The following is a 22,618-nucleotide window of genomic DNA, read 5'->3' as shown; positions in this document are numbered from 1 at the left end:
CTACCGGCCTGACTCAGGACGGAACAGATGGGGTTGCTGGAGCGCTTACCTACCACGCGCTCCCAGCTAGTCACCTCCAGACCGGCATACCCTTGGCTGGCCTGAGGTGTGACGGTATGAAGTGTGACGGTATTTACTTGACAACTGGCTGGAATTTAGTCTGCACGCTCTGGAGAGGGTCTCTTCAGCAGGGTGATTTCAATGGCCAAGCGCAATAGCTAACATGTGAAGAGCCGTGTTTCAGAAACGCCAGCTTGCCACCCACATCATCTCCATGACCCAATACTAAAGCCAGAAGAGCCATTTTCAAAAGAGTTACGAAGCATGCCAACAGCTTCTTCACTATACCTAACTCTTGTATTTCCTGTGATATTCAAATCAAAATCAATACTACCATTAAGACTGATGATCGACCCATACAAAACAGGGGTTCCATTATACACAAGGTTAGCCCCTTCCTCAACTATGACCAGCCCTTCATGATGACCTGTGCCAGACATCTCAAAAGTTGCTCCGCTTCTAACCACTATAATGCCAATCGTATTAACATTACCTGTACCTCTTGAGACAGTGCCACTTACAACATCTATGAACGCAGGAGATGTTCTAGAGCCAAGCGAACCGACCGTATTGTTCTGATCTCCAGAATACGATATCCCAGAACCTAGAGCAGCGAGAAAATCCACCCATCCATCGGCTCCCGAATCATTACTCAACCCTTCCTCATTGGGCTTACAGTGGCCGAAACTTCCACTCTCTGACGTATCCGGGTAAAAGCATTGCGCTACATCATTACGATTCTCTTCATCTTCATCCGGATCTGTGCGACAAGCCCCACCATTACAGGAACTATTACTTGGAACAGGGTGATCTATGCCTGTCAACTCAGAGTTGCCTCCAGAGTCATAACTGCATAGTTCTCCATAGCACGTATGGGCGCCGTTTATATTCGGTATCGAGAGGGTTACAAGACGAACAAAGATTGGCTCACTTTCTGCCACACCAATATCACCAACAAAAACCCGACCCATTGAGACAATATATCTCCCCCCGTCCTCAATGTATCTGTATCGGCACTCAAGCCTTCCAGCACAAACAACCTCACTCGGACTCTCAGAAAACTGGTTACCACTAACAAAATTTTCCCAATTCATCACCAATATATCAGAAAGAGATACTGCATCATCAAAAACAGCACTAGAAGACTGCAACCACCCTTCAGTGGCTGCTTGTTCTGCCGCCATCTGTGCTTCAGTTTGCGCCTTGTAATTCCCCGCTAATCGCTCATCGACCAGCGAGGACTGCATGCCGGAAAGCCCGAGCATCAGCGACATCGTCAAGAGCGACAGGACGACGATCAAAGCTGCTCCTCTTTGTTTTTTCATACTAACCTCCTGGCATGAGTGACCAGCTATTTTCTAGTTCACAGCAGCAGTCCGATTCACCGCTCTGAACTCGAAGGTATCGGAGTCTCCATCCTGGCTGGAGAGCAGCGTAAAGGTAATCGTCCATATCCCGTTCGCTTCGTCGCTGGCGTTAAACCCGCCGCTGACAAAAGAACTGACCAGTGGCTCGAAACCACCGGTCGGTGGCGTACCACAGTTCTGCGCCATGGTCAGCGCCCACCCTTCCCGGGCGTTTAGCTGACTGTTACTGAGCCGATAGATGCGTACCACGGTGTCGCCATCACTGCATGCATCCGTATCGCCATTGTTGGGAAAGCTGACCTCGAGTTCACCTGAGGAGAAGGATATCTGCGGCGTACCACCAACCGTATTGGCTCGGCGAATGTCACGAATCAGCGTTTCGGTGGCAAAGGTGAGCGCCGCCTGCTTGTTGCCCATCAGCTCGGTCTGACGAAACGTCTGGAAGCCCATCAGGAATAGCTGGCCGGCACCCAGGATAATGATCAGCCCGATAACCAGAGCCACCATCAGCTCAATCAGGCTGAAACCCAGCTGACGCCGCGGCCGCTTGCCGCCTGCCAGGCTTGGAAAAACGCTTGGCCTGTGTAGACGGTTCATAGCTCGGGCAACCGGAACAGGTATACGAAGGCATCGCCGGTCTCGCCGACGGAATAGCGCTCTTCCTGCCATTCCACGGTGACGGTGTATCGGCAGTCATCGGTACGCGCAATACCGCTATTCACGTCGATCAAGACATTCCCGAACCATTCACTTTTCCAGGCGGCTTCGATAGCGGAAATCGCTGTATTATCGGGACAGCTATCCGCTGCTGACAGTGCAGCCCAAGCCCTTTCCTGGGCGTCGATGGCCGCCAGGCTCACCACCGAGCGCTGGTAGCCCATATGGGCGCTCTGCAGGGCCTTGAGCTGCATGGCCGCCACGCCCAGCAGGCCGATGGACAATACCACCAGGGCGATCAAGGCCTCGATCAGCGTAAAGCCATTTTCCCTAAGCCTCATGTCCACGGCTTTCAACCTCTCCCGATCCGGCCGAATGAATTGATATTTATCTCTCTGCTTCCTGCCGAGTGAGTAATCGTCAATACACACCCGCTACTGCAAGCGGGTGCACGCCCTAAGCTATTGAAAGTCACGCTCGATCCGGTTCCGAACGAAAGGCCTCCTCTTGAGCCACTTCGAACGCGGAGCGTATCGTCGCCAGAACTAATTTCAAAAGCCCAGGGAGAAGCATTCGTAACCTCGAACTCAATGTCTTGCCGCCGCTTGATGGCTTCACTTCTGGCTAGATTCAATCCTGCAAGAATTTCATTATGATCACTGGCGAGTCGGTTACCCGCCATCATGTTCTGAAATCCCGGCACGGCTATGGTGGCGATGATCGACATCACTGCAATCGTGACGAGCAATTCGATCAGCGTGAAGCCACGGACTCTCATCATGTTTTTACCAACACTCTTCGGGGCCACGAGCACCACTACTGGTAAGAGTCAGGGTTGAACACCCTGATGGTACCCGTGTTCCTCCGGTAGCCTGCAGCGTGTAAGCAGCACTTGGTGCACCATCGAAGCCGATTGTCGGATAAACTCCCTCTGGAGAATTCGTTGTCTGCAGACAGCCCGCCTGATATTCGTGATTTCGGGTGTAGCATCTCTCCATTTCACCAGCTGCCTGCATCAACCCCGCCTGACCGTCTGAGAGCCGAGATCGCTCCACATAGCCCTGATAGCTAGGTATCGCAATCGCCGCCAGGATGCCAATCACGGCGACCGCTATCATCAGTTCGATGAGCGTGAAGCCGGCGGTGTGCCGGAGGATGCCTGTGGCGGCCCGGGAGCGGCCTCGGATGGCTAGCCTCATCAAGCGGCGCGTCTCCATGGTTGCGGTGCGTTTTGTTTCAGTATGTAGCATGACATCTTCTGCCGCCAGTCCGGCATCAAAAAAGCCGGGCCTCTGCCCGGCTTCCGTGCCTAATTCGAACGAATGGCCCCGTGATCATGCCGGTGCCAGTTTTCTCCTACCCTGGACCCATCATAGCGAATCGCTGGTGATCACGCGCTCCCGCAACTCGCGGGGCATCGAGAAGGTGATGGTCTCTTCCCGTCCGGACAGCTCCTCCGGGGCTTCGGCGCCCAGGCCCTGCAGCCGCTCGATCACGCCCTTGACCAGCACCTCCGGCGCACTGGCCCCGGCGGTGATGCCGATGGTGGCGACGCCCTTGAGCCAGTCGGGCTCGATCTGGTCGGCGTTGTCGATCAGGTAGGCCGGCGTGCCGCTGCGCTCGGCCAGTTCGCGCAGGCGATTGGAGTTGGAGCTGTTGGGGCTGCCCACTACCAGCAGCAGGTCGCTGCCGGCCGCCAGCTCGCGAACGGCATCCTGACGGTTCTGGGTGGCGTAGCAGATGTCATCCTTGCGCGGTCCCTCGATCTCGGGAAACTTGGCCCGCAGGGCGTCGATCACTCTGGCGGTGTCATCCATGGAGAGGGTCGTCTGGGTGACGAAGGAGAGCCGCGACGGGTCCTTGACCTGGAGCCGCTCGACATCCGCCTCATCCTCGATCAGGTAGATCTGACCGCCATGGCTGGTGTCATAGCGACCCATGGTGCCTTCTACCTCGGGGTGGCCCGCGTGGCCGATCAGGATGCACTCCTGGCCACGCCTGGCGTAACGCAACACCTCCAGATGCACCTTGGTGACCAGCGGGCAGGTGGCATCGAACACCTTGAGGCCGCGGCGCTCGGCGTCCTCCTGCACGGCGCGGGAGACCCCGTGGGCGGAGAAGATGACGATGACGTCATCGGGCACCTCGTGGAGCTCCTCGACGAAGACGGCACCGCGCTCACGCAGGGTGTCTACCACATAGCGGTTGTGCACCACCTCGTGACGCACGTAGATGGGCGGGCCGAAGGCATCCAGCGCCCGGTTGACGATCTCGATGGCGCGATCGACGCCGGCACAGAAGCCGCGGGGATTGGCCAACTTGATTTGCATGGGTTTGCGTTGCATGGCGCCTTGCCTTGATGCCTGGGCATCTGATGATGATATTTCGGTCCAGGGCTATCTCGAGGGCAGGCCTCCGCGGAGGCGCTGTGAACCCATCCCTGGGCGCTACTTTTGCCTTCCCTGGCAAAAGACCTCCGCTTCGACCTGCCCCCGACGCCCTTCCGCAGAAGAAGCATCGAGCAAACAGCTCAATGTGTCTGAGCGGGCCTCACATCCAACACCTCGACCTCGAAGGTCAGGGTACGCCCTGCCAGCGGATGATTGAAGTCCACCTCCACCTGCTTGCCCTCGATGCTGGTGATCACGCCGGGCAGCTCGCCCCCGGCGGCGTCGGCGAACGACATCACCGTGCCCACCTCGGGCTCGATATCCTCGAAGTCGTCACGGCTGAGCAGCTGCACGTTCTGCGGGTTGTGCTGGCCGAAGGCATGCTCGGGGGTGATCTCGAAACTGCCGCTCTCGCCGTCGCTCATTCCCTTCAGCGGATACTCGAAGCCCGGCGGCAGGTTGCCGTCGCCCATCTGGAAGGTGGCGGGCTCCTTGTCGCGGGTGGAGTCCACCACGGTGCCGTCCTCGAGCTTGAGGGTGAAGTGCAAGGTGACTTCCATCCCCTCGTCGATGCGATATTCGCTCATGGTTGCCCTCTGCTGTCTCTGTCGTGCCGCGGCATGATGACTGTCAACCGCGACGGCGCGCCTGCTTGCGCCCCTCGAAAATGGATTCCCAGATCAGGCCGATGGCCCCCAGGGTGATGCCGATGTCGGCCACATTGAAGGCCGGGTAGTACCAGCCGGCCACGTGGAACGACAGGAAATCCACGACGTAACCATGTACCAGGCGATCGTAGAGGTTGCCCAGCGCCCCGCCGATGATCAGGGCCAGCGAGATCGCCAGCAGCGTCTCGTCGCGCTTGAGCCGCGTCATCCAGTAGGTCAGGCCGATACTGGCGCCCACGGCGACGATGGCAAAGAACCAGCGCTGCCAGCCGGGGCTGTCGGCCAGGAAGCTGAAGGCCGCGCCGGTATTGTGCAGCAGTGTCAGATTGAAGAACGGCAGCACCTCCACGGGCTGGCCGTAGCTCAACAGGCTGGAGGCCAGCGCCTTTGTGCCCAGGTCCAGCACGACCCAGGCCGCCGCTAGCCACAGCCAGCGCAGCGGCCGCTCCATGGGCTCTCCACCAGACACATCAGGCATAGTGGCGCACTTCCCCTGGGCCCTGGGGCAGGTTGCCGATACAGCGGCCGCAGAGGTCCGGGTACTCGCTGTGCGAACCGACGTCCTCGCGATGATGCCAGCAGCGCTCGCACTTCTGGTGCGGGCTGGCCGACACTGCCACCTTGAGGCCTTCGAGCTCGGTGGCTTCGGCCACGTGCCCCTCGGGCTGTTTGCTCTCAGACAGGGGCGCCAGACGCACCTCGCTGGTCAGCATCACGAAGCGCAGCTCGTCGCCGAGCTTGGCCAGGGTCGCCTGCAGTTCGTCACTGACGTAGAGCGTGACGTCGGCGGCGAGGCTGCCCTTGATGGTCTTGACATTACGGGCATCCTCCAGGCACTTGTTCACCGCCTGCTTCACCTCGAGCACCTGCTCCCAGAAGTCGCGGCCCAGGGGCGCATCGTCGGCAAGGGTCGAGAGTCCGTCGTAGTAGGTCTCGAGGAGCACACTGTCGCCCTGCTGCCCGGGGATATGCGCATAGATCTCCTCGGCAGTGAAGCTGAGGATCGGTGCTACCCAGCGGGAGAGCGCTTGCACCACCTGGTAGAGGGCGGTCTGACAGCTGCGTCGGGCCAGGGAGTCGGCCTGGGTGGTGTACTGGCGGTCCTTGATCACGTCCAGGTAGAAACCGCCCAGTTCCCGGGAGCAGAAAGTGTGAACCTGCTGGTAGACGTCGAGGAAGCGATACTCCTCATAAGCCGTCTCGATGCGCGCCTGGAGCTGGGCGGCGCGATCCACCACCCACTGATCCAGGGCCAGCATGTCGTCGAAGGCCACCTGGTCCCGGCTCGGCTCGAAGCCGTTCAGGTTCGAGAGCAGGAAGCGCGCGGTGTTGCGGATACGCCGATAGACGTCCGCGGTGCGCTTGAGGATCTCGTCGGAGACCGCCATCTCGCCGGAATAGTCGGTGGAGGAGACCCACAGGCGCAGGATGTCGGCGCCGAGCTTGTCCATTACTTCCTGGGGCGCGACCACATTGCCTAGCGACTTGGACTGCTTGCGCCCCTGAGAATCCACGGTAAAACCATGGGTCAGCAGTTGACGATACGGTGGAGTCCCATCAATGGCCGAACCGGTCAGCAGAGACGAGTGGAACCAACCGCGGTGCTGGTCGGATCCCTCCAGGTAGAGATCGGCACGCGGACCGCTTTCATGGCCATGGGGATGCGAGCCACGAAGCACATGGCGGTGCGTGGTCCCGGAGTCGAACCAGACGTCCAGGGTATCGGTAACCTTGTCGTAGTCCGCCGCCTCATCCCCGAGCAGCTCGGTCGGGTCGAGACGGAACCAGGCATCGATGCCCTCCTTCTCCACGCGCTTGGCAGCCTCTTCCATCAGCTCGAGGGTACGCGGATGCAGCTCACCGGTGGCCTTGTGAAGGAAGAAGGGAATCGGCACGCCCCAGTTCCGCTGGCGCGAAATGCACCAGTCGGGTCGGTTGGCAATCATGCTGTGCAGCCGCGCCTTGCCCCAGGCCGGGGTGAAGTGCGTCGCCTCGATGCCCTCAAGCGCACGCTCGCGCAGGGTGCGGCCATCCTTGCCCTTGATGTCCATGCCCACGAACCACTGCGCGGTAGCGCGGTAGATCACCGGCGTCTTGTGCCGCCAGCAGTGCATATAGCTGTGGGTGATCACCTTGTGTGCCAGCAGCGCATCGACCTCGCGCAGCTTTTCCACGATCTGCGGGTTGGCCTTCCAGATCATCTGGCCGCCGAAGAACGGCAGGTCGTCGACATACACGCCATTGCCCTGCACCGGGCTCTTGATCTCCTCGAACGCCATCCCATGGGCACGGCAGGTAACGAAGTCGTCGACGCCATAGGCCGGGGCCGAGTGAACGATACCGGTACTGCCCACTTCGGACTCGACGTAGTCGGCGAGATAGACCGGCGAGACACGGTCGTAGAAGGGGTGGCGGAATTCGATCAGGTCGAGCGCCTCGCCCTTGGCGGTGGCGATCACCTCGCCCTGGAGCTCGTAGCGCTCCAGACAGCTCTCCACCAGTTCTTCGGCAAGCACCAGCAGACGGCTGCCGGTATCGACCAGCGCATAGGTGAACTCGGGATGAACGTTGAGCGCCTGGTTGGCCGGCACGGTCCAGGGCGTGGTGGTCCAGATCACGATGGCGGCGGGCTTGGATAGCGCTGTCAGGCCGAAGGCCGCCGCCAGCTTGGCTTCGTCGGCGGCGGGGAAGGCCACATCGATGGCGTCGGACTTCTTGTCCTGGTACTCCACCTCGGCCTCGGCCAGCGCCGAGCCGCAGTCGAAGCACCAGTTGACCGGCTTGAGCCCCTTGAACACGTAACCGGCTTCGACCATGTCGGCCAGGGCGCGGATCTCGCCAGCCTCGTTGGCAAAGTCCATGGAACGGTAGGGGTTGTCCCAATCACCGATGATGCCCAGCCTCACGAAGTCGACGAGCTGGGTCTCGATCTGGGCAGTGGCATACTCGCGGCACAGCCCCCGGGCCTGCTCGGGCTCTAGGTGCTTGCCGTGGGTGGTTTCCACCTTGTGTTCGATAGGCAGGCCGTGGCAGTCCCAGCCGGGCACATAGGGTGCGTCGAAGCCGGCCAGGTTCTTCGACTTGACGATGATGTCCTTGAGGATCTTGTTGAGGGCGTGACCGATATGAATGCTGCCGTTGGCATAGGGAGGGCCATCGTGCAGCACGAACTGTTCGCGACCGCGGCGCTCGTCACGCAGGCGCTGGTAGAGCTTCATATCCTGCCACTGCGACACCTGACCGGGCTCACGCTTGGGCAGCATGCCACGCATGGGGAAGTCGGTTTCGGGCAGATTCAGTGTGTGCTTGTAGTCGCTCATATCCTGGGGGTCAGCCGTCGTCGTGGTCGGCGGGGCGTCCCGCCGAGAATTCGGAAGCCACGGTCTCGCGCGCCAGGGGCGCCGATGCCAGTGGAAGTGTGTCGTCTGTCAAACCGATGTCATCGGCCGCGGGGTGGGCGACGAAATAGCCCCGGGCCCGCACCTGGTCGGCGCCGATCTGCCGCTTGAGATCGGCGAAGTCGTCGAATTTCACCTCGCCGCGAAGCTTGGCGCAGGGGAAGACCGCCAGCCGCTGGCCGTAGAGGTCACCGTCGAAGTCGAACAGGTGAGCCTCCAGCACCGGACGAATGCTGCCCACCGTAGGGCGCCAGCCGATATTGGCTACGCCCGGCCAGCGGCTGCCATCGGGCAGCTCGGCCACCACCGCATAGACGCCACGCAATGCCAGGGGCAGTGGCAGCAGCGGCAGGTTGGCGGTGGGCACGCCGATGGTGCGGCCAAGCTTCTGGTCGGCCACTACCCGTCCATTCAGGCGGTAGGGCCGGCCCAGCATGCGCGCCGCCTGGGAGAAGTTGCCGCTGGCCAAGAGGGTCCGCACCCGGGTGCTCGAGACGCGCTCGTCGTCCAGGGTGAAGGTCCGTGTATGCTCGACGCTGAACCCAGCTTGCCCACGGCGCTCACCCTCTTCCGCGAGCAGGTTGAAGTCCCCGCTGCGATCGCAGCCGAAGCGGAAGTCATCCCCCACCACCAGATGTCGCACACCCAGGCCTTCGACCAGCACCCGGTCGATGAATTCCACCGCCGTCAGGCTGCGCAGGGCATCGTTGAAGGGCAGGCAGAGCACATACTCCACCCCGGCCTCGCCCAGCAGACGTACCTTCTCGCGCAGTCGGGTCAGCCTCGGCGGCGCCTGGTCGCCGGCGAAGAACTCCCGGGGCTGGGGCTCGAACACCACTACCGTGACCGGCAGCTGCAGCTTCGAGGCCTGCTCGCGGCACTGGTCGAGAATCGCCTGATGGCCACGATGCACGCCATCGAAATTGCCGATGGTGGCCACGCAGCCGCGATGCTCCTCGCGCAGATTGTGCAGTCCTCGAATGACTTCCATCTGGTCGTCGCTATGTCCTGTTCTGTTTGAAACGTGTAAAGGCGTCGATTATAGCGAACCCATCAGCCGTTCGCCTATGTTCCAGACACCGAACGACCGGGGCTGATCCGGGGCCAGGCCGTCTCAGAGGCGCTGTAAATCCTTCCCTGGACGCTACATTCGCCATCCATGGCAAATGACCTCTTGCGCCGACCTGCCCCCGGCGCCCCTCAGGGCTTCTGGCGTCCCGTCGCTTATCCTTTCATCCGAAAGTGCCGCAGCCGCACCCCGAAGGCCATCAGCCAGGCGAAATAGACCGCCGCACCGGCCACCACCAGCATCGCCAGCCACTGCACCCGGGTCCAGACGCCCCAGCCCAGCCACTGCTGCCAGTCGGGCGAGAGCCACGCAAGGCCCAGCCCCATGACCGTACAGCCGCCCAGCAGCTGCAATCCAAAACGTCCCCAGCCGGGCTGGAACACCAGCACCCGCTCCTTCCACAGCAGCCAGCCCAGCAGGCCGGCGTTGAGGAAAGCCGACAGCGCCGTGGCCAGGGCCAGGCCGGCGTGGGCCAGCGGCCAGACGAGAATCAGGTTGAAGACCATGTTGGCCGCCATGGCAATGATGCCGATCTTTACCGGGGTCTTGGTGTTCTGGCGGGCGAAGAAGCCCGGCGCCAGCACCTTGATCAGCATGAAGGCGATCAGCCCGAAGGCGTAGGCGCGCAGGCTCATGGCCGCCATGGTGATGTCATGCTCGGTCATGGCGCCATAGTGGAACAGCGAGATCAGCAGCGGCTCTGCCAGCACTGCCAGGGCCAGAGCCGCCGGCAGGCCCAGCAGCAGCACGATCCGCACCGCCCAGTCGAGCATGGCAGCGAAATGCTCCCCTGATTGGGCCGCATGGCGCTTGGAGAGTGCCGGCAGGATCACCGTACCGATGGCAATACCGAACACGCCCAGGGGTAGCTCCACCAGCCGGTCGGAGTAGTAGAGCCAGGAGACGCTGCCCGGCGCCAGCAGCGAAGCCAGCACGGTGTCGAGCAGCAGGTTGATCTGTGAGACCGAAACCCCGAACAGCGCCGGCGCCATCAGCACCAGGATGCGCTTCACCCCACTGTGGGCAAAGTTGGGCCATGGCGTGGGCATCAGCCCCAGGCGGACCAGGAACGGCACCTGGAAAGCCAACTGGGCGAACCCCGCGATCAGCACGCCCCAGGCCAGCGCCATGGCGGGCTCTTCCATCAGCGGCGTCAGCAGCAGTGCCGCACCGATCAGCGAGAGATTCAGCAGCACCGGGGTGAAGGCCGGCACCGCGAAACGGTTCCAGGTATTGAGCACGCTGCCGGCGAAGGCGGTCAGCGAGACCAGCAGCAGGTAGGGAAAGGTCAGCCGCAGCATGTCGGCAGTCAGCGCCAGCTTGGCCGGGTCACGACCGAAACCGGGGGCGAAGAGCCACACCAGCCAGGGCGACGCCAGCATGGCCAGCGCCGTGATCAGTGCCAGCACCGCGGTGAGGCTGCCCGCCACGGCATTGAGCAGTTCGCGCACCTCCCGCTTGCTGCCACGGGTGGCGTACTCCGACAGCACCGGCACGAAGGCCTGGTTGAAGGCACCCTCGGCAAACAGTCGGCGCATGAAGTTGGGGATCTTGAAGGCGACGAAGAAGGCATCGGCACCGCTGCCGGCACCGAACAGCGTCGCCACCACCACGTCGCGCACCAGCCCCATGACCCGCGACAGCATGGTCATGACGCTGACCACCAGGCCGGAGCGCATCAGTCCCCCGGCCTTCGGCGCCACGGCCCGGTCATCGTCGGCCACTGCCACAGGGGAGGGGTCCCCTGGCGGTAGCGGCTTTGACTCGGGCGGCTGTTCGCGATCCGTCACGCTATCCTTTCCTCGGCAGGCTGACTCAACAAAGACTCACTGGGGTAGAAACCAGACACAGCTAGAAACCAGACACAAAAAAACCGGCCTTGGCCGGTTTTTCGTGGGATATCTTCGAACGTGAGCGCATCGGCGCCGCAGCGTTCGGGACTCCTCCAAAGCGTCCGGCTTACGCAGCCAGCGCCTTAATTCGCTTGTTCAGGCGGCTCTTCAGGCGCGCGGCCTTCTTCTTTGAGAGCACGTCCTTGTCGGCGATACGGTCGATGACCGGCTGCGCCTGCTTGAACTGGCTCATGGCCTCGGCGTGATCGCCGCCCTGGATGGCCTTGATGACGCGCTTGAGGTAAGTACGCACCATGGCACGCTGACTCGCCTTCAGAACACGACGGCCTTCGGCCTGACGGGCACGCTTGCGGGCTTGCTTGCTGTTCGCCACTGACTATCTCCTGGAATACAGTAACGCCGCCGGGCATCCCGACGGCATTGATAACATTTTGTCCGGACTGGAAAAATTGACTTTTCCGCCGGTGTGGCCATCCGGCAACGCGATGGTTGTCGACGGGCCGTGTCTGAGAGGATGGCGCATCCTACCATAACAACCCACTACCTTGCCACAGGTGGATGACGTCGCCAGTGCGGTGGCGCATGGCGCTTCTTGCGAGTGTCCATGCAGCGCTCATTGTCAGAGCACCACCAGGTTGTCGCGATGAATGAGCTCCGGCGCCTCCATGTAGCCCAGGATCGCCTCGATCTGATGGCTGGGCTTGCCGAGAAGGCGGCTCGCCTCGACGGCATCGTAGTTGACCAGCCCCTTGGCGACCCGCTCGCCCTGCTCGTCCACACAGAGCACCATGTCGCCGCGCACGAAGTTGCCCGACAGCGCCTTGACCCCCACCGGCAGCAGGCTCGAGCCGCTGCCGCGGAGCACCTTCACCGCACCGGCATCCAGAACCAGGCTGCCCCGCACTTGCAGCTGGCCGGCCAGCCAGCGTTTGCGTGCCGCCATGGGCGCCTCTTCCGGACATAGCAGCGTGCCGAGCCGCTCTCCCTCCACCAGCCGCATCAGCACCTCGGGCTGGCGCCCACTGGCAATCGCCGTGACCGCGCCGGAGCGTGCCGCCAGCCGCGCCGCCTGCACCTTGGTGGTCATGCCACCGCGCCCCAGCGCACCTCCGGTGCCCGCCATGGCGGCCAGCGACGGATCGCCGGCACGCCCTTCGTGGATCAGCCGGGCACCTGGGTTGTGGCGCGGGTCGGCGTCGAACAACCCCTCCTGGTCGGTGAGGATCACCAGGGCATCGGCTTCCAGCAGGTTGGCCACCAAGGCACCCAGGGTGTCGTTGTCCCCGAAGCGGATCTCGTCGGTGACCACGGTATCGTTCTCGTTCACCACCGGCACCACCCGTAGATCGACCAGGGTGCGCAACGCCGAGCGGGCGTTGAGGTAGCGCTTGCGGTTGGAGAGATCGTCGTGGGTCAACAGCACCTGGGCGGTGAGCAGGCCGTGCCGGGCGAAGTGGTGCTCATAGCACTGGGTGAGGCCATTCTGGCCCACGGCGGCGGCGGCCTGCAGCTCATGCACCGCCGAAGGGCGCACCTGCCAGCCCAGCCGCACCATGCCGGCCGCCACGGCGCCGGAAGAGACCAGCACCACTTCGACGCCACGCTTGTGCAGCGCGGCGATCTGGTCCACCCAGCCACCGATGGCAGGCTCATCGAGGCCGCGACCGTCATTGGTCAGCAGCGCGCTGCCGATCTTCACCACCACCCGACGAGCGCCACGCAGCGCATCGCGTCCCGGTACCCGCTCGTTGCTCACCTTTCGACTCTCCAACAAGGCTGAACCTCAAACCCAGAGACACTGCGCGAGCGCAGCCAGTTGTTACCTCAAGGAGCGTATTCGACCTCGACGTCATAATCATCATCATCGAAGTCATCATCATCGTCGTCCTTGCGCTTGCGACGCCGACCCAGCCGTGCCTCGGTACGTGCCACGGACTCGGCCTCCATGCGCTCGCGCATCTGACGCTCGCGCTCAGCGGCCTCCTCGTCCTCGTGCTCGAGACGGCGCCGCTCGGTCAGCCAGCGATGCGCCGCCTGCACCAGGGCATCGGTGCCCTCGCCGCTGATGGCGGAGATACGATACACCGGGCCCTCCCAGGCAAGACCCTCGACGATGGCGGCCACCCGCGCCTCGCGCTCCTCCTCGGGCACCAGGTCGAGCTTGTTGACCACCAGCCAGCGCGGCAGCTCGGCGAGGGCCGGCGAGAACTGGCCCAGCTCGTGGATGATCGCCTCGGCGACCTCCACCGGATCGGACTCGTCGAAGGGCGCCATGTCGACCACATGAAAGAGCAGCCGGGTGCGCGTCAGGTGCTTGAGGAAACGCAGCCCCAGCCCGGCACCGTCGGATGCCCCTTCGATCAGCCCCGGCACGTCGGCCATGACGAAGTGCTCGTGCATGCCGAGCTTTACCACGCCCAGGTTGGGCACCAGGGTGGTGAAGGGGTAGTCGGCCACCTTGGGCTTGGCCGCGGAGACGGAACGGATCAGCGTCGACTTGCCGGCGTTGGGCATGCCAAGCAGGCCCACGTCGGCCATCACCTTCATCTCCAGGCGCAGGTTGCGCCGCTCGCCCTCGGTGCCCGTCGTGGTCTTGCGCGGGGCCCGATTGGTGGAGGACTTGAAGTGAATATTGCCGAGCCCGCGACGCCCGCCCTGGGCCACCAGCACCTGCTGGCCGATCTCGGTGATATCGACGATCACTTCGAGCGTGTCCTCGTCGATCACGGTGGTGCCGACTGGCACCTTGACCACCAGGTCGTCACCGGCGCGTCCGCTCATCTGCCGCCCCTGGCCGGGCCGGCCGTTCTCGGCCTGATAGAAACGCTGGAACTTGAAGTCGATGAGGGTATTGAGGGAGTCGTCACCCACCAGGTAGACGCTACCGCCATGCCCGCCGTCGCCGCCATCGGGGCCACCCTTGGGCACGTATTTCTCGCGGCGGAAGCTGAGGCAACCACTACCACCCCTGCCTGCCTCCACGATGATCGAGGCTTCGTCGACGAACTGCATTGCTACTCTCCCGACGGTATCCACCGTCATGATACAAGAAGGCCCCGCCTTGGCGGGGCCCTCCTACTACCGGTTCGTGCGCTCTCAGGCAGAGACGACGCTGACGAACTTGCGGTTTTTCGGACCCTTGGTCTCGAACTTGACCACACCGTCGCTCAGGGCGAACAGCGTGTGGTCGCGGCCGAGGCCGACACCGGTGCCGGCGTGGAACTTGGTGCCACGCTGACGGACGATGATGTTGCCGGCGGTCACGACCTGGCCACCGAACAGCTTGACGCCAAGGCGTTTGGATTCTGAATCGCGGCCGTTACGGGTAGAGCCGGCTGCCTTCTTATGAGCCATTGCAAAGTCCTCGCTCGTTCAGGGGGTTGCCGCTTACGCGGAGATCCCGGTGATCTTGACTTCAGTGAACCACTGACGGTGGCCCTGACGCTTCATGCTGTGCTTCCGGCGACGGAACTTGATGATGCGGATCTTTTCGCCACGGCCGTGGGAAACGATCTCGGCAGCCACCTTGGCACCGTCAACCAGCGGTGCACCAATGGTGACGTCATCGCCATCGGCTACCAGGAGGACCTGATCGAACTCGATGGTTTCGCCGGTCGGCACTTCCAGTTTCTCGAGCTTGAGAGTCTGGCCTTCCTGAACGCGGTACTGCTTGCCACCGCTCTTGATTACTGCGTACATGTGCGTGTCTCTCCAGAACTCATCGGGGTTGGCTCTTCGTCGGCCTGCTTCGAGTGGCGCCCCTTTTGGCAGCCATCTGACAGGGAGCGTGATGAGTGGGCCGCGTATTATAACGACACTCACCTGGCCGTTCAAGCCACATCTTGACTAGCTAGGGTACGGCGTCATTAACAGGTATGACGCCGCTTGACGCCCATTGGGGCGGCCCATAGCATGACCCGCAACCCAAGGCCACGGACAAAGCCACCGGCTTGCCGGCCCCACCGCCTGAATGACAACGAATCCATGCCAGCCAACGTCTCCTCGAATTCATCTGACAGCACCACCCCGGACTCGCCGCTGCACGCCGCGGTTGCCGATGATTTTGCCGCGGTAAACCGCACCATCATGTCACAGCTGGCCTCGCGGGTTCCGCTGGTGGAAACCATCGGGCAATACATCATTGCCAGCGGCGGCAAGCGACTGCGCCCGCTGCTGGTGCTGCTGGCCGCACGATCGCTGGGGTACGAGGGCGACAAGCACATCTTCCTGGCCACGCTGATCGAATTCATGCATACCTCGACGCTGCTGCATGACGATGTGGTGGACGACTCCCACTTGCGCCGCGGCCGGGCCACCGCCAACGACGCCTGGGGCAATGCCCCTTCGGTGCTGGTGGGGGACTACCTCTACTCCCGCTCCTTCCAGATGATGGTTGAGATCGGCTCGCTGCGGATCATGGGCGTGCTCTCGGGGGCGACCTGCGTCATCGCCGAGGGCGAGGTACAACAGCTCACCAACGTGGGCAATCCGGACATCGACGAGGCCACCTACTTCGAGACGATCCTCGGCAAGACCGCCATGCTGTTCGAGGCCGCATCACACAGTGGCGCGATCCTTGCCGAGGCAACCCCGCAGCAGGAGGCGGCATTGCAATACTACGGCCGCTACCTGGGGCTTGCCTTCCAGCTCATCGATGATCTGCTGGATTACCAGGGTGATGCCAGGGCCATGGGCAAGAACGTGGGCGACGACCTGGCCGAAGGCAAGCCGACCTTGCCTCTGATACAGGCCATGTCCGCCGGCACCCCCGAGCAGAGCAGATTGATTCGCCAGGCCATTCGCCAGGGCGGCCTCGACCATCTGGAAGATGTGCTGACCATCGTGCGCGATACCGGCGCGCTGGACTACACCCGTGCCCGCGCCGAGGAGATGGCCGCCAAAGCCCTGGAGCAACTGGATCTGCTGCCCGCCAGCCGCTATCGGGACAGCATGGCCGAACTGGCTCGCCTGGCGGTGGAACGGGAAGCCTGAGGCAGCCGCTGGAGGGCTTGCAAGCCCAATACAATGGCGTATAATGCCGATCTCGTCAGCCGCCCAGACGCCTGACGGCACAGTGAAAACTGGCAAAAATCGGAGTATAGCTCAGCTTGGTAGAGCGCTGCCTTCGGGAGGCAGAGGTCGTAGGTTCGAATCCTGCTACTCCGACCATAGCATTCTGTAAAAACCGCCACCTGCGGATCACTCCGGGTGGCGGTTTTTCGTTGCTGCTACACCCCCCTTCCATCTAACCCACGACCTTATGCGGATGAACGCATGTCAAAAAGGCGCTAAGCTCTGCCTTTCTGGAGTCGACATTTCTCCATGATAGACTGGTTATTCAAACAATATCGATAAGAGACTTGCGCTAGAACAAGTCCAACAGTACGGAGGGGCCCTGTGAAGACAGACGGCCACGCCACACCGCTTGCCGGCACACCCACTGATTCGGCAAGTCTCGGCTCTGACTGGGTCAACGCCGACCTGGCCACACTGCGAGCCAAGTTCTACCAGCTCTATATAGCCGTGGAGCAGAGCCCTGCCGCGACAGCCATCACCGATACTGAAGGTCGATTCGAGTACGTCAACCAGCGCTTTATCGATGTTACCGGCTATACCCGCGAGGAGCTGGTGGGCAAGACCCCCGCCATGATCCAGTCGGGCATGACACCGGAGAGCGTCTATCGCGACATGTGGCAGACTCTGCGCAGCGGTCATGTCTGGCAGGGGGAACTGCTCAATCGCAAGAAGAACGGCGAACTCTACTGGGAGGCCGAGACGCTCACGCCGATACGAAACGACAGCGGCGAGATCGTCAACTTCGTGGCGGTGAAGGAGGACATCACCAAGCGCAAGCGCCAGGAGGAAGAGCTCAAGCTGCTCGCCAGTGTGTTCCAGACCGGACAGGCCACGCTGATCACCGATGCCAATATGCGAATCGAAAGGGTCAATCAGGCCTTTACCGACATCACGGGGTATGCGGCGGAAGAGGTGGTCGGCCTGACACCGAAGCTGTTCAAGTCCGGGCGCCACGACAAGGCGTTCTACGCCAGGCTCTGGGAGTCGGTACTGGAAACCGGCCACTGGCAGGGCGAGATCTGGAATCGCAACAAGCATGGCGAGATCTATCCGCTATGGCAGTCGATCACCGCCGTGCATGACGAAAACGGCAAGGTCCGACACTTCATTGCCGTATTCCACAATATCGCCGAGCGCAAGCGGATGGAGAGCGAGCTTGAGCACCAGGCCACCCGCGACCACCTGACCGGTGCCCATAACCGCCGCGCCTTCGATGCCACCATGCGCAAGGCGATTCGCCAGGCCGAGCGCAGCGACAACACCTTCTCGTTGCTGTTGTTCGATATCGACCACTTCAAGGCGGTCAACGACCAGCATGGCCACGAAACAGGCGACATCATCCTCAAGCGCCTGGCCGCGCTGGTCAGTCAGACCTTGCGCAGTACCGACCAGCTTGCTCGCTGGGGTGGTGAGGAATTCGCCATTCTGCTGCAGGACACCCCCGTCCAGGGAGGAACAGTCTTCGCCGAGAGACTGCGCCAGCAAGTGGAAGAAACCCGTCTTCACGGCCTGGCCGTGACCATCAGCCTGGGTATTGCCGAATACCATAAGGGCGACAGCCCAGAAGCGATACTGGCTCGTGCCGACAGCGCGCTTTATCGGGCCAAGCGGTCGGGCCGCAACCGGGTGGGCATCGCCAACCCGCCTGCCTGAACCGCCTCAGCTCGCGACATGGCGCAAGCCTGATCCCGCCCAGATGGGGAATTACCCGGCGCTAGCCCAGCCGAAGCCCAGCACCGGCATGGCCAGGGCAAAGAGCACCATGGTGATGATGAGCACGGCTGCCAGACTGACCAAGGCCCCGGCACGCACCATCTCCATCACACTCAACCTGCCGCTGCCGAAGACCACGGCATTGGGTGGTGTTGCCACGGGAAGCATGAAGGCGCAGCTTGCCGCCATGGCCACCGGCACCGCGAGCAGCAGCGGGCTCGCCCCAAGGCTGACGGTCAGCGCCGCGGTCAACGGCAGGATGGCGGCGGCAGTGGCGGTATTGCTGGTGACATGGCTCATCAGCATGACCACCACCACGACCATGCCCACCAGGGTCCACTGCGGCCAGCCGCCGAACGCGGCAAGGCCCTCGGCCACTGTCGCGGCCAGTCCGCTGGTTTCTATGGCGGTACCGAGGCTGAGCCCGCCACCCACCAGAATCAGCACGCCCCAGGGCAGGTGACGGGCACTGTCCCAGTCGAGCAGGAACTGGCGTACCTTCCAGCGGGCGGGTGTCACGAAGAGCAGGATTGCACCGATCACGGCTATCCCCGCATCGGTGAGTTCCAGCCCAGGCAGCAGATTCTGCAGCAGCGGTCGCGATACCCAGGCCAGTGCCACCAGGGCAAAAATGACGGCGACACGCCGCTCAGGCCGGGTCATGCGACCCAGGTCCTCAGCCTGTTCCTGCAGCATCTGCTCGACACCCGGCACGACGTCGCGCGGCAACGGGTACACCAGACGGGTCAATATCCACCAGGCCAGTGCCAGCAGCAGCATCGCAGGCGGTACCGCCAGCAGCATCCACTGGGCGAAGCCGATCTCGATCCCGTAGTTGTCGGCCATGAAGCCGGCCAACAGCGCATTGGGCGGGGTGCCAATCAGGGTGCCCATACCGCCGATATTGGCGGCCAGGGCGATACCCAGCAGCAGGGTCAGCGCCATGTTGCGACTGGCGCCGACGCCACCCTGACGCTCCAGCAGCCCCAACACCGACAGGCCGATCGGCACCATCAGTGCTGCCGTGGCGGTGTTGCTCACCCACATGCTCAAGCCGGCCGTAGCCATCATGAAGCCCGCCACCAGCTGGTGAGGGCGGTGCCCGGAAACTTTCAATACCACCAGGGCAATGCGACGGTGCAGGCCCCAGCGCTGGATTCCCTCGGCCAGCAGAAAGCCACCAAGAAACAGGAAAATCAAGGGGTTGGCATAAGGAGCGGCAACCTCGGCAATGGGTGATGTCCCCATCAATGGCAGTACTGCCACTGGCAGCAGCGCCGTCACGGCGATGGGTACCGGCTCGGTCACCCACCAGAGGGCCATCCAGAGGGTAAGTGCCATGACCTGCCATGCCGCCGGCGACATGCCTGCCGGCGGTGCCATCCAGACCAGCCCCAGGGCCAACAGCGGCCCCGAAAGCAGTGACAGTGCCAACCATAGCCGCTTCAGCATCTCAGGTCGGGCCTCGCTGACGATTTCCTCATTGCGCGGTTCAGTCACCCCCTCCTCCTTGTCAGCATCTCAGCACTCCGGCCGCTGCCATGCGGTCAGCACTCGATTTTCCGTCAGGGCCTAAAGCCAGGCATCCACAGGCAGCAGCCGGCTGATGAGAGCACCCAGGTGGCGCCAGAAGCCACCTGGCTCGCTGATCAACCGTACCGACTCACCGCCGATTTCAGTCTGCCAATAGCGCTGCCCGTCATCCCCCCGGTCAACCCGATAGCTGAGCACCGGACTCTTGCCCAGGTCGGCCAGCGCCTGAAGCTCGGCGGCCAGACTCTCGCTGTAGGCCAGTACGCCCACTTCGGTATTCCACCACACCGAGCGCGGGTCGGCGTTGGCCGAGCCCACGAACACCCGGTCGTTGTCGATACCAAGGGCCTTGATGTGCAGAGCGGAGGCCGAGCCCCCGACGCTGATCTCCCCCTCGCTGCCGGGCTCCCGTTCGGCACGCAGCTCATGAAGCCGGACACCGCTCTGCAGCAGGCTGTCACGGCGAGCCTGATAAGCGCCGTGAACGACGGGCACATCGGTGGCCTCCAGAGAGTTGGTGAACACCGCCACCTCGACCCCGGCATCGGCGAGCGAGCGCAGGTATTGCGTGCCGGCCCTGCCGGGCACGAAGTAGGCGGAGATCACCACCAGTCGTTCGCTCGGCTCACCCACTTCGGCGAGCAGCTCCCCGGCCATGGTGCGCTGAAAGGCGGGACGGCCGGGCCAGGCGGGCTTGCCCGGTGGATCCCACAGCGCCACCCCGTCGCCCCAGTGCAACCTCCCAACCAACGGACCCTGCCTCGTATCAGCGTAGCGTTCCCGCAGCCCGGTAAAGTAGGCATCGTCGCCATTGTCGCCGACCCACTCTCCCAGGGAAGCCTGAAGCTCGCGCCAGGCCCCCTCCTCGGCGCGATGATAGCGGCCAATGGGCTGCGCCAGGCCGTGGTTCCAGTAGAGGGAATAGCTTCTTGCGAGGGGCTCGACCACCGGGCCGATGACCATCATGTCCAGGTCGGAGAAGTTGCGCGGCTCACTGGCGCTGTAGTACTCGTCGCCCAGGTTGCGCCCGCCGACCAGGGCCACCGCACCATCGGCGAGCCACAGCTTGTTGTGCATGCGCCGATGCTGGCGTCCTGCCCGGGGGATCGAGGCCAGCACCCGGGTCGTCAGGTAGCCCCGCCCCAGGGCGAGCGGGTTATAGACGCGCACCTGGACGTTGGGGTGGCTATCCAGTGCGGCCAGGCGCCGCCCCTGCCCCACCGCGCCGATATCGTCGAGGAGCAGCCGTACTTTCACCCCCCGCTCGGCGGCATCCAGCAGTCGGGCGAGCAGCACGCGGGTGGTCAGGCCATCCCCCATCAGGTAGGTCTGGATATCCAGCCGCTGATCGGCCTGCTCGCTGAGCAGGACGCGCAGGCTGAAGGCGTCCTGTCCGCTGGATACCAGGGCGAAGCCGCTCTGGCCATCATGCGGGGCGGCGCTCTGGGCGGCCCACTGGCCCAGCCAGGTCGTTTCGATATCATCCGGCGTCATCGCCGCGCCGTGCTCACGGGGGACGGAAATTCCGGCACAACCTGCCAGCAGCCACACCAGGGCAAGCACCAGACAGACAGGCAGCCTTCGAGCCCAGGCGGCGGCTCGGCCTTCAGGTATCGTCATCGTCATCCGCCAGGCGACGGTCCATGGCCTTGCGTGCCTTGTTGCGACGGTAGAGCCGCGCCAGGGCCAGACACAGGGCGCAGAGCACCATGACCGCAAGCGTCGCGCCCTGCCAGGGCCGGGCCGCATCGCCCATTACGGTTTCCAGCGTAATGATCAGAATGAACCCCAGCGCCTGACTGGCGATGGCCAGGACTCGAAGGGTGTCGAAAGAGGACTTTGCCATGTTGGCTCCCGCCAGGTGACAGACCATTGCTCGCGCAGTAGGCTTTGCACAGCCTGCGCTGTGATGTAAACAAGTGTGCGATTCTACCCGGTCCTGCCGCCAACGCCGACCCCGTTCTCGGAGCTGAACCCAATGGATGCCTTTGCCCTGGGCCCCGTGCTGATTTCCGTACCCCGACTCTATGCCATCGGCTGCGCCTTGCTGTTGCTGCTGGCCGCCTGGCTGCTGCTGGGGCTAACAACCGGCACCCGGGTTCGCTGGTTCAACGGCCTGATACTGGCCTGGCTGGTGGGCGCTCGACTGGGGTACGTGGCAATGAACCTGGACGCCTACGCCGCCGCCCCGCTTGACGTGCTGAAGCTCTGGCAACCCGGCTTCCACGGTATCTGGGGGCTGCTGGCGGCGTTGATCTGGACCGCCTGGTCGCTGCGCGAACACCTGCTGTCGATGATCGGCGCCATGGCTCTTACGATCGGCACCTCGGCCCTGTGGCTGGTGCTGGTCACCCTGGCACCGCTGGGCGGCGACATGGGGATACGCGAGCTGCCCCATGTCACCCTGGAGAACCTCGACGGCGAGCCGGTCAATCTGCAGTCACTGCGCGGTGAGCGAGTCGTGGTCAACCTGTGGGCCACCTGGTGCCCGCCCTGCCTGCGCGAGATGCCGCTACTGGCCGAGGCCGACACCCGGGAGGGTGTCACGGTGGTGGTGATCAATCAGGGTGAGGAATTGCTGCAGGTGGTACGCTATCTCGACGAGCAGGCGCTGGCCTTTCGCTACCCGCTGCTCGACCCCGGCCAGGTAATGATGAGAACCATGGAGTCACCCGGCCTGCCAACCACGGTGCTGTTCAACCCCGAAGGTCGCGCCGTGGAGCGTCATGTAGGCGAGCTCTCCCGCGCCCAGCTCGACAACTGGCTGAGCCGGCACTGAGGGGTCTCGCCCCCTACCACTTCCTATCGCACATCACCACTCTTAAGCCACGGCG

At 63.0% G+C, this 22,618-nt stretch carries 22 protein-coding genes and 1 tRNA gene; 4 read left to right on the top strand and 19 right to left on the bottom strand.

Annotation, left to right across the window (positions count from 1 at the left end):
- Window positions 1-266 precede the first annotated feature (266 nt).
- From KZO25_RS17730 to rplU, 16 genes are all read right to left on the bottom strand, one after another.
- Window positions 267-1,385, bottom strand: coding sequence for a PilX N-terminal domain-containing pilus assembly protein (locus KZO25_RS17730; RefSeq protein ID WP_223137964.1), 1,119 nt, complete (start codon window positions 1,383-1,385; stop codon window positions 267-269).
- Between the two features lie 33 nt (window positions 1,386-1,418).
- Window positions 1,419-2,024 (bottom strand): PilW family protein, encoded by a 606-nt coding sequence (locus KZO25_RS17725; RefSeq protein ID WP_223137963.1) that lies wholly within the window; start codon window positions 2,022-2,024, stop codon window positions 1,419-1,421.
- Window positions 2,021-2,425 (bottom strand): prepilin-type N-terminal cleavage/methylation domain-containing protein, encoded by a 405-nt coding sequence (locus KZO25_RS17720; protein ID WP_223137969.1) that lies wholly within the window; start codon window positions 2,423-2,425, stop codon window positions 2,021-2,023. The genes KZO25_RS17725 and KZO25_RS17720 overlap by 4 nt, the downstream gene beginning before the upstream one ends.
- Before the next feature lie 11 nt (window positions 2,426-2,436).
- Complete coding sequence (locus KZO25_RS17715; protein WP_223137962.1) at window positions 2,437-2,865, bottom strand: GspH/FimT family pseudopilin; 429 nt, start codon at window positions 2,863-2,865, stop codon at window positions 2,437-2,439.
- A gap of 4 nt (window positions 2,866-2,869) precedes the next feature.
- Window positions 2,870-3,283: a type IV pilin protein gene (locus KZO25_RS17710; RefSeq protein WP_223137968.1), complete on the bottom strand. Its 414-nt coding sequence runs from the start codon at window positions 3,281-3,283 to the stop codon at window positions 2,870-2,872.
- Window positions 3,284-3,454: 171 nt separating this feature from the next.
- The gene (gene ispH, locus KZO25_RS17705; RefSeq protein WP_262489118.1) at window positions 3,455-4,429 is read right to left on the bottom strand and encodes a 4-hydroxy-3-methylbut-2-enyl diphosphate reductase; all 975 of its coding nucleotides are present in this window, start codon (window positions 4,427-4,429) and stop codon (window positions 3,455-3,457) included.
- A gap of 185 nt (window positions 4,430-4,614) precedes the next feature.
- Window positions 4,615-5,061 (bottom strand): FKBP-type peptidyl-prolyl cis-trans isomerase, encoded by a 447-nt coding sequence (gene fkpB / locus KZO25_RS17700; RefSeq protein WP_066443776.1) that lies wholly within the window; start codon window positions 5,059-5,061, stop codon window positions 4,615-4,617.
- Between the two features lie 43 nt (window positions 5,062-5,104).
- Window positions 5,105-5,593 carry a signal peptidase II gene (gene lspA, locus KZO25_RS17695; RefSeq protein ID WP_262489117.1) on the bottom strand — a complete coding sequence of 163 codons (489 nt, stop codon included), beginning with the start codon at window positions 5,591-5,593 and terminating at the stop codon, window positions 5,105-5,107.
- A gap of 19 nt (window positions 5,594-5,612) precedes the next feature.
- Complete coding sequence (gene ileS / locus KZO25_RS17690; RefSeq protein ID WP_223137961.1) at window positions 5,613-8,462, bottom strand: isoleucine--tRNA ligase; 2,850 nt, start codon at window positions 8,460-8,462, stop codon at window positions 5,613-5,615.
- 10 nt (window positions 8,463-8,472) lie between these two features.
- Entirely contained in the window at window positions 8,473-9,531 is a 1,059-nt protein-coding gene (gene ribF / locus KZO25_RS17685) for a bifunctional riboflavin kinase/FAD synthetase (RefSeq protein ID WP_223137960.1), read from the bottom strand.
- A gap of 233 nt (window positions 9,532-9,764) precedes the next feature.
- Window positions 9,765-11,288 carry a murein biosynthesis integral membrane protein MurJ gene (gene murJ / locus KZO25_RS17680; RefSeq protein WP_066452144.1) on the bottom strand — a complete coding sequence of 508 codons (1,524 nt, stop codon included), beginning with the start codon at window positions 11,286-11,288 and terminating at the stop codon, window positions 9,765-9,767.
- Between the two features lie 280 nt (window positions 11,289-11,568).
- Window positions 11,569-11,835, bottom strand: a complete 267-nt coding sequence (gene rpsT / locus KZO25_RS17675) for a 30S ribosomal protein S20 (RefSeq protein WP_066443760.1) — start codon at window positions 11,833-11,835, stop codon at window positions 11,569-11,571.
- Between the two features lie 246 nt (window positions 11,836-12,081).
- A complete protein-coding gene (gene proB, locus KZO25_RS17670) occupies window positions 12,082-13,218 on the bottom strand; it encodes a glutamate 5-kinase (RefSeq protein WP_223137959.1) in 1,137 nt (378 codons plus the stop codon).
- 68 nt (window positions 13,219-13,286) lie between these two features.
- On the bottom strand, window positions 13,287-14,474 hold the full coding sequence (gene cgtA / locus KZO25_RS17665) for an Obg family GTPase CgtA (RefSeq protein ID WP_223137958.1): 1,188 nt from the start codon (window positions 14,472-14,474) through the stop codon (window positions 13,287-13,289).
- Between the two features lie 84 nt (window positions 14,475-14,558).
- Complete coding sequence (gene rpmA / locus KZO25_RS17660) at window positions 14,559-14,816, bottom strand: 50S ribosomal protein L27 (RefSeq protein WP_066443752.1); 258 nt, start codon at window positions 14,814-14,816, stop codon at window positions 14,559-14,561.
- 33 nt (window positions 14,817-14,849) lie between these two features.
- Window positions 14,850-15,161 (bottom strand): 50S ribosomal protein L21, encoded by a 312-nt coding sequence (gene rplU, locus KZO25_RS17655; RefSeq protein ID WP_066443749.1) that lies wholly within the window; start codon window positions 15,159-15,161, stop codon window positions 14,850-14,852.
- Window positions 15,162-15,446: 285 nt separating this feature from the next.
- On the opposite strand from rplU, the gene ispB reads away from it, so the two are divergent.
- The 3 genes from ispB to KZO25_RS17640 all read left to right on the top strand — a co-directional run bounded on the left by ispB (window position 15,447) and on the right by KZO25_RS17640 (window position 18,191).
- Window positions 15,447-16,454 carry an octaprenyl diphosphate synthase gene (gene ispB / locus KZO25_RS17650; protein WP_223137957.1) on the top strand — a complete coding sequence of 336 codons (1,008 nt, stop codon included), beginning with the start codon at window positions 15,447-15,449 and terminating at the stop codon, window positions 16,452-16,454.
- Between the two features lie 100 nt (window positions 16,455-16,554).
- A tRNA-Pro gene (locus KZO25_RS17645) sits at window positions 16,555-16,631 on the top strand.
- A 228-nt stretch (window positions 16,632-16,859) separates the two neighbouring features.
- Entirely contained in the window at window positions 16,860-18,191 is a 1,332-nt protein-coding gene (locus tag KZO25_RS17640) for a diguanylate cyclase (protein ID WP_066443741.1), read from the top strand.
- A 51-nt stretch (window positions 18,192-18,242) separates the two neighbouring features.
- Here the strand turns inward: KZO25_RS17640 and KZO25_RS17635 are convergent, their stop codons facing one another.
- The 3 genes from KZO25_RS17635 to KZO25_RS17625 all read right to left on the bottom strand — a co-directional run bounded on the left by KZO25_RS17635 (window position 18,243) and on the right by KZO25_RS17625 (window position 21,630).
- Entirely contained in the window at window positions 18,243-19,751 is a 1,509-nt protein-coding gene (locus KZO25_RS17635) for an SLC13 family permease (RefSeq protein ID WP_316935849.1), read from the bottom strand.
- Window positions 19,752-19,823: 72 nt separating this feature from the next.
- A complete protein-coding gene (locus KZO25_RS17630) occupies window positions 19,824-21,404 on the bottom strand; it encodes a phospholipase D family protein (protein WP_262489113.1) in 1,581 nt (526 codons plus the stop codon).
- Window positions 21,391-21,630 carry a hypothetical protein gene (locus tag KZO25_RS17625; protein ID WP_066443740.1) on the bottom strand — a complete coding sequence of 80 codons (240 nt, stop codon included), beginning with the start codon at window positions 21,628-21,630 and terminating at the stop codon, window positions 21,391-21,393. The genes KZO25_RS17630 and KZO25_RS17625 overlap by 14 nt, the downstream gene beginning before the upstream one ends.
- 132 nt (window positions 21,631-21,762) lie before the next feature.
- Between KZO25_RS17625 and KZO25_RS17620 the strand changes: the two genes are divergently transcribed.
- Entirely contained in the window at window positions 21,763-22,563 is an 801-nt protein-coding gene (locus KZO25_RS17620) for a TlpA disulfide reductase family protein (RefSeq protein ID WP_223137956.1), read from the top strand.
- Window positions 22,564-22,618 lie beyond the last annotated feature (55 nt).

It is taken from the genome of Halomonas sp. ANAO-440, assembly GCF_019915905.1.
Classification (GTDB): domain Bacteria; phylum Pseudomonadota; class Gammaproteobacteria; order Pseudomonadales; family Halomonadaceae; genus Halomonas; species Halomonas chromatireducens.
This window is presented reverse-complemented; position numbering and strand designations above follow the sequence as displayed.

What these genes read in the sequence shown, in the direction of transcription:
- KZO25_RS17620 (WP_223137956.1), top strand. Translation starts at nt 21,763, where the DNA reads ATGGATGCCTTTGCCCTGGGCCCCGTGCTGATTTCCGTACCCCGACTC.
- cgtA (WP_223137958.1), bottom strand. Translation starts at nt 14,474, where the DNA reads ATGCAGTTCGTCGACGAAGCCTCGATCATCGTGGAGGCAGGCAGGGGT.
- KZO25_RS17630 (WP_262489113.1), bottom strand. Translation starts at nt 21,404, where the DNA reads ATGACGATACCTGAAGGCCGAGCCGCCGCCTGGGCTCGAAGGCTGCCT.
- rplU (WP_066443749.1), bottom strand. Translation starts at nt 15,161, where the DNA reads ATGTACGCAGTAATCAAGAGCGGTGGCAAGCAGTACCGCGTTCAGGAA.
- ispH (WP_262489118.1), bottom strand. Translation starts at nt 4,429, where the DNA reads ATGCAACGCAAACCCATGCAAATCAAGTTGGCCAATCCCCGCGGCTTC.
- KZO25_RS17730 (WP_223137964.1), bottom strand. Translation starts at nt 1,385, where the DNA reads ATGAAAAAACAAAGAGGAGCAGCTTTGATCGTCGTCCTGTCGCTCTTG.
- KZO25_RS17720 (WP_223137969.1), bottom strand. Translation starts at nt 2,425, where the DNA reads ATGAGGCTTAGGGAAAATGGCTTTACGCTGATCGAGGCCTTGATCGCC.
- ileS (WP_223137961.1), bottom strand. Translation starts at nt 8,462, where the DNA reads ATGAGCGACTACAAGCACACACTGAATCTGCCCGAAACCGACTTCCCC.
- rpmA (WP_066443752.1), bottom strand. Translation starts at nt 14,816, where the DNA reads ATGGCTCATAAGAAGGCAGCCGGCTCTACCCGTAACGGCCGCGATTCA.
- ribF (WP_223137960.1), bottom strand. Translation starts at nt 9,531, where the DNA reads ATGGAAGTCATTCGAGGACTGCACAATCTGCGCGAGGAGCATCGCGGC.
- KZO25_RS17725 (WP_223137963.1), bottom strand. Translation starts at nt 2,024, where the DNA reads ATGAACCGTCTACACAGGCCAAGCGTTTTTCCAAGCCTGGCAGGCGGC.
- KZO25_RS17715 (WP_223137962.1), bottom strand. Translation starts at nt 2,865, where the DNA reads ATGATGAGAGTCCGTGGCTTCACGCTGATCGAATTGCTCGTCACGATT.
- lspA (WP_262489117.1), bottom strand. Translation starts at nt 5,593, where the DNA reads ATGGAGCGGCCGCTGCGCTGGCTGTGGCTAGCGGCGGCCTGGGTCGTG.
- fkpB (WP_066443776.1), bottom strand. Translation starts at nt 5,061, where the DNA reads ATGAGCGAATATCGCATCGACGAGGGGATGGAAGTCACCTTGCACTTC.
- KZO25_RS17710 (WP_223137968.1), bottom strand. Translation starts at nt 3,283, where the DNA reads ATGAGGCTAGCCATCCGAGGCCGCTCCCGGGCCGCCACAGGCATCCTC.
- ispB (WP_223137957.1), top strand. Translation starts at nt 15,447, where the DNA reads ATGCCAGCCAACGTCTCCTCGAATTCATCTGACAGCACCACCCCGGAC.
- murJ (WP_066452144.1), bottom strand. Translation starts at nt 11,288, where the DNA reads ATGCGCTCCGGCCTGGTGGTCAGCGTCATGACCATGCTGTCGCGGGTC.
- KZO25_RS17625 (WP_066443740.1), bottom strand. Translation starts at nt 21,630, where the DNA reads ATGGCAAAGTCCTCTTTCGACACCCTTCGAGTCCTGGCCATCGCCAGT.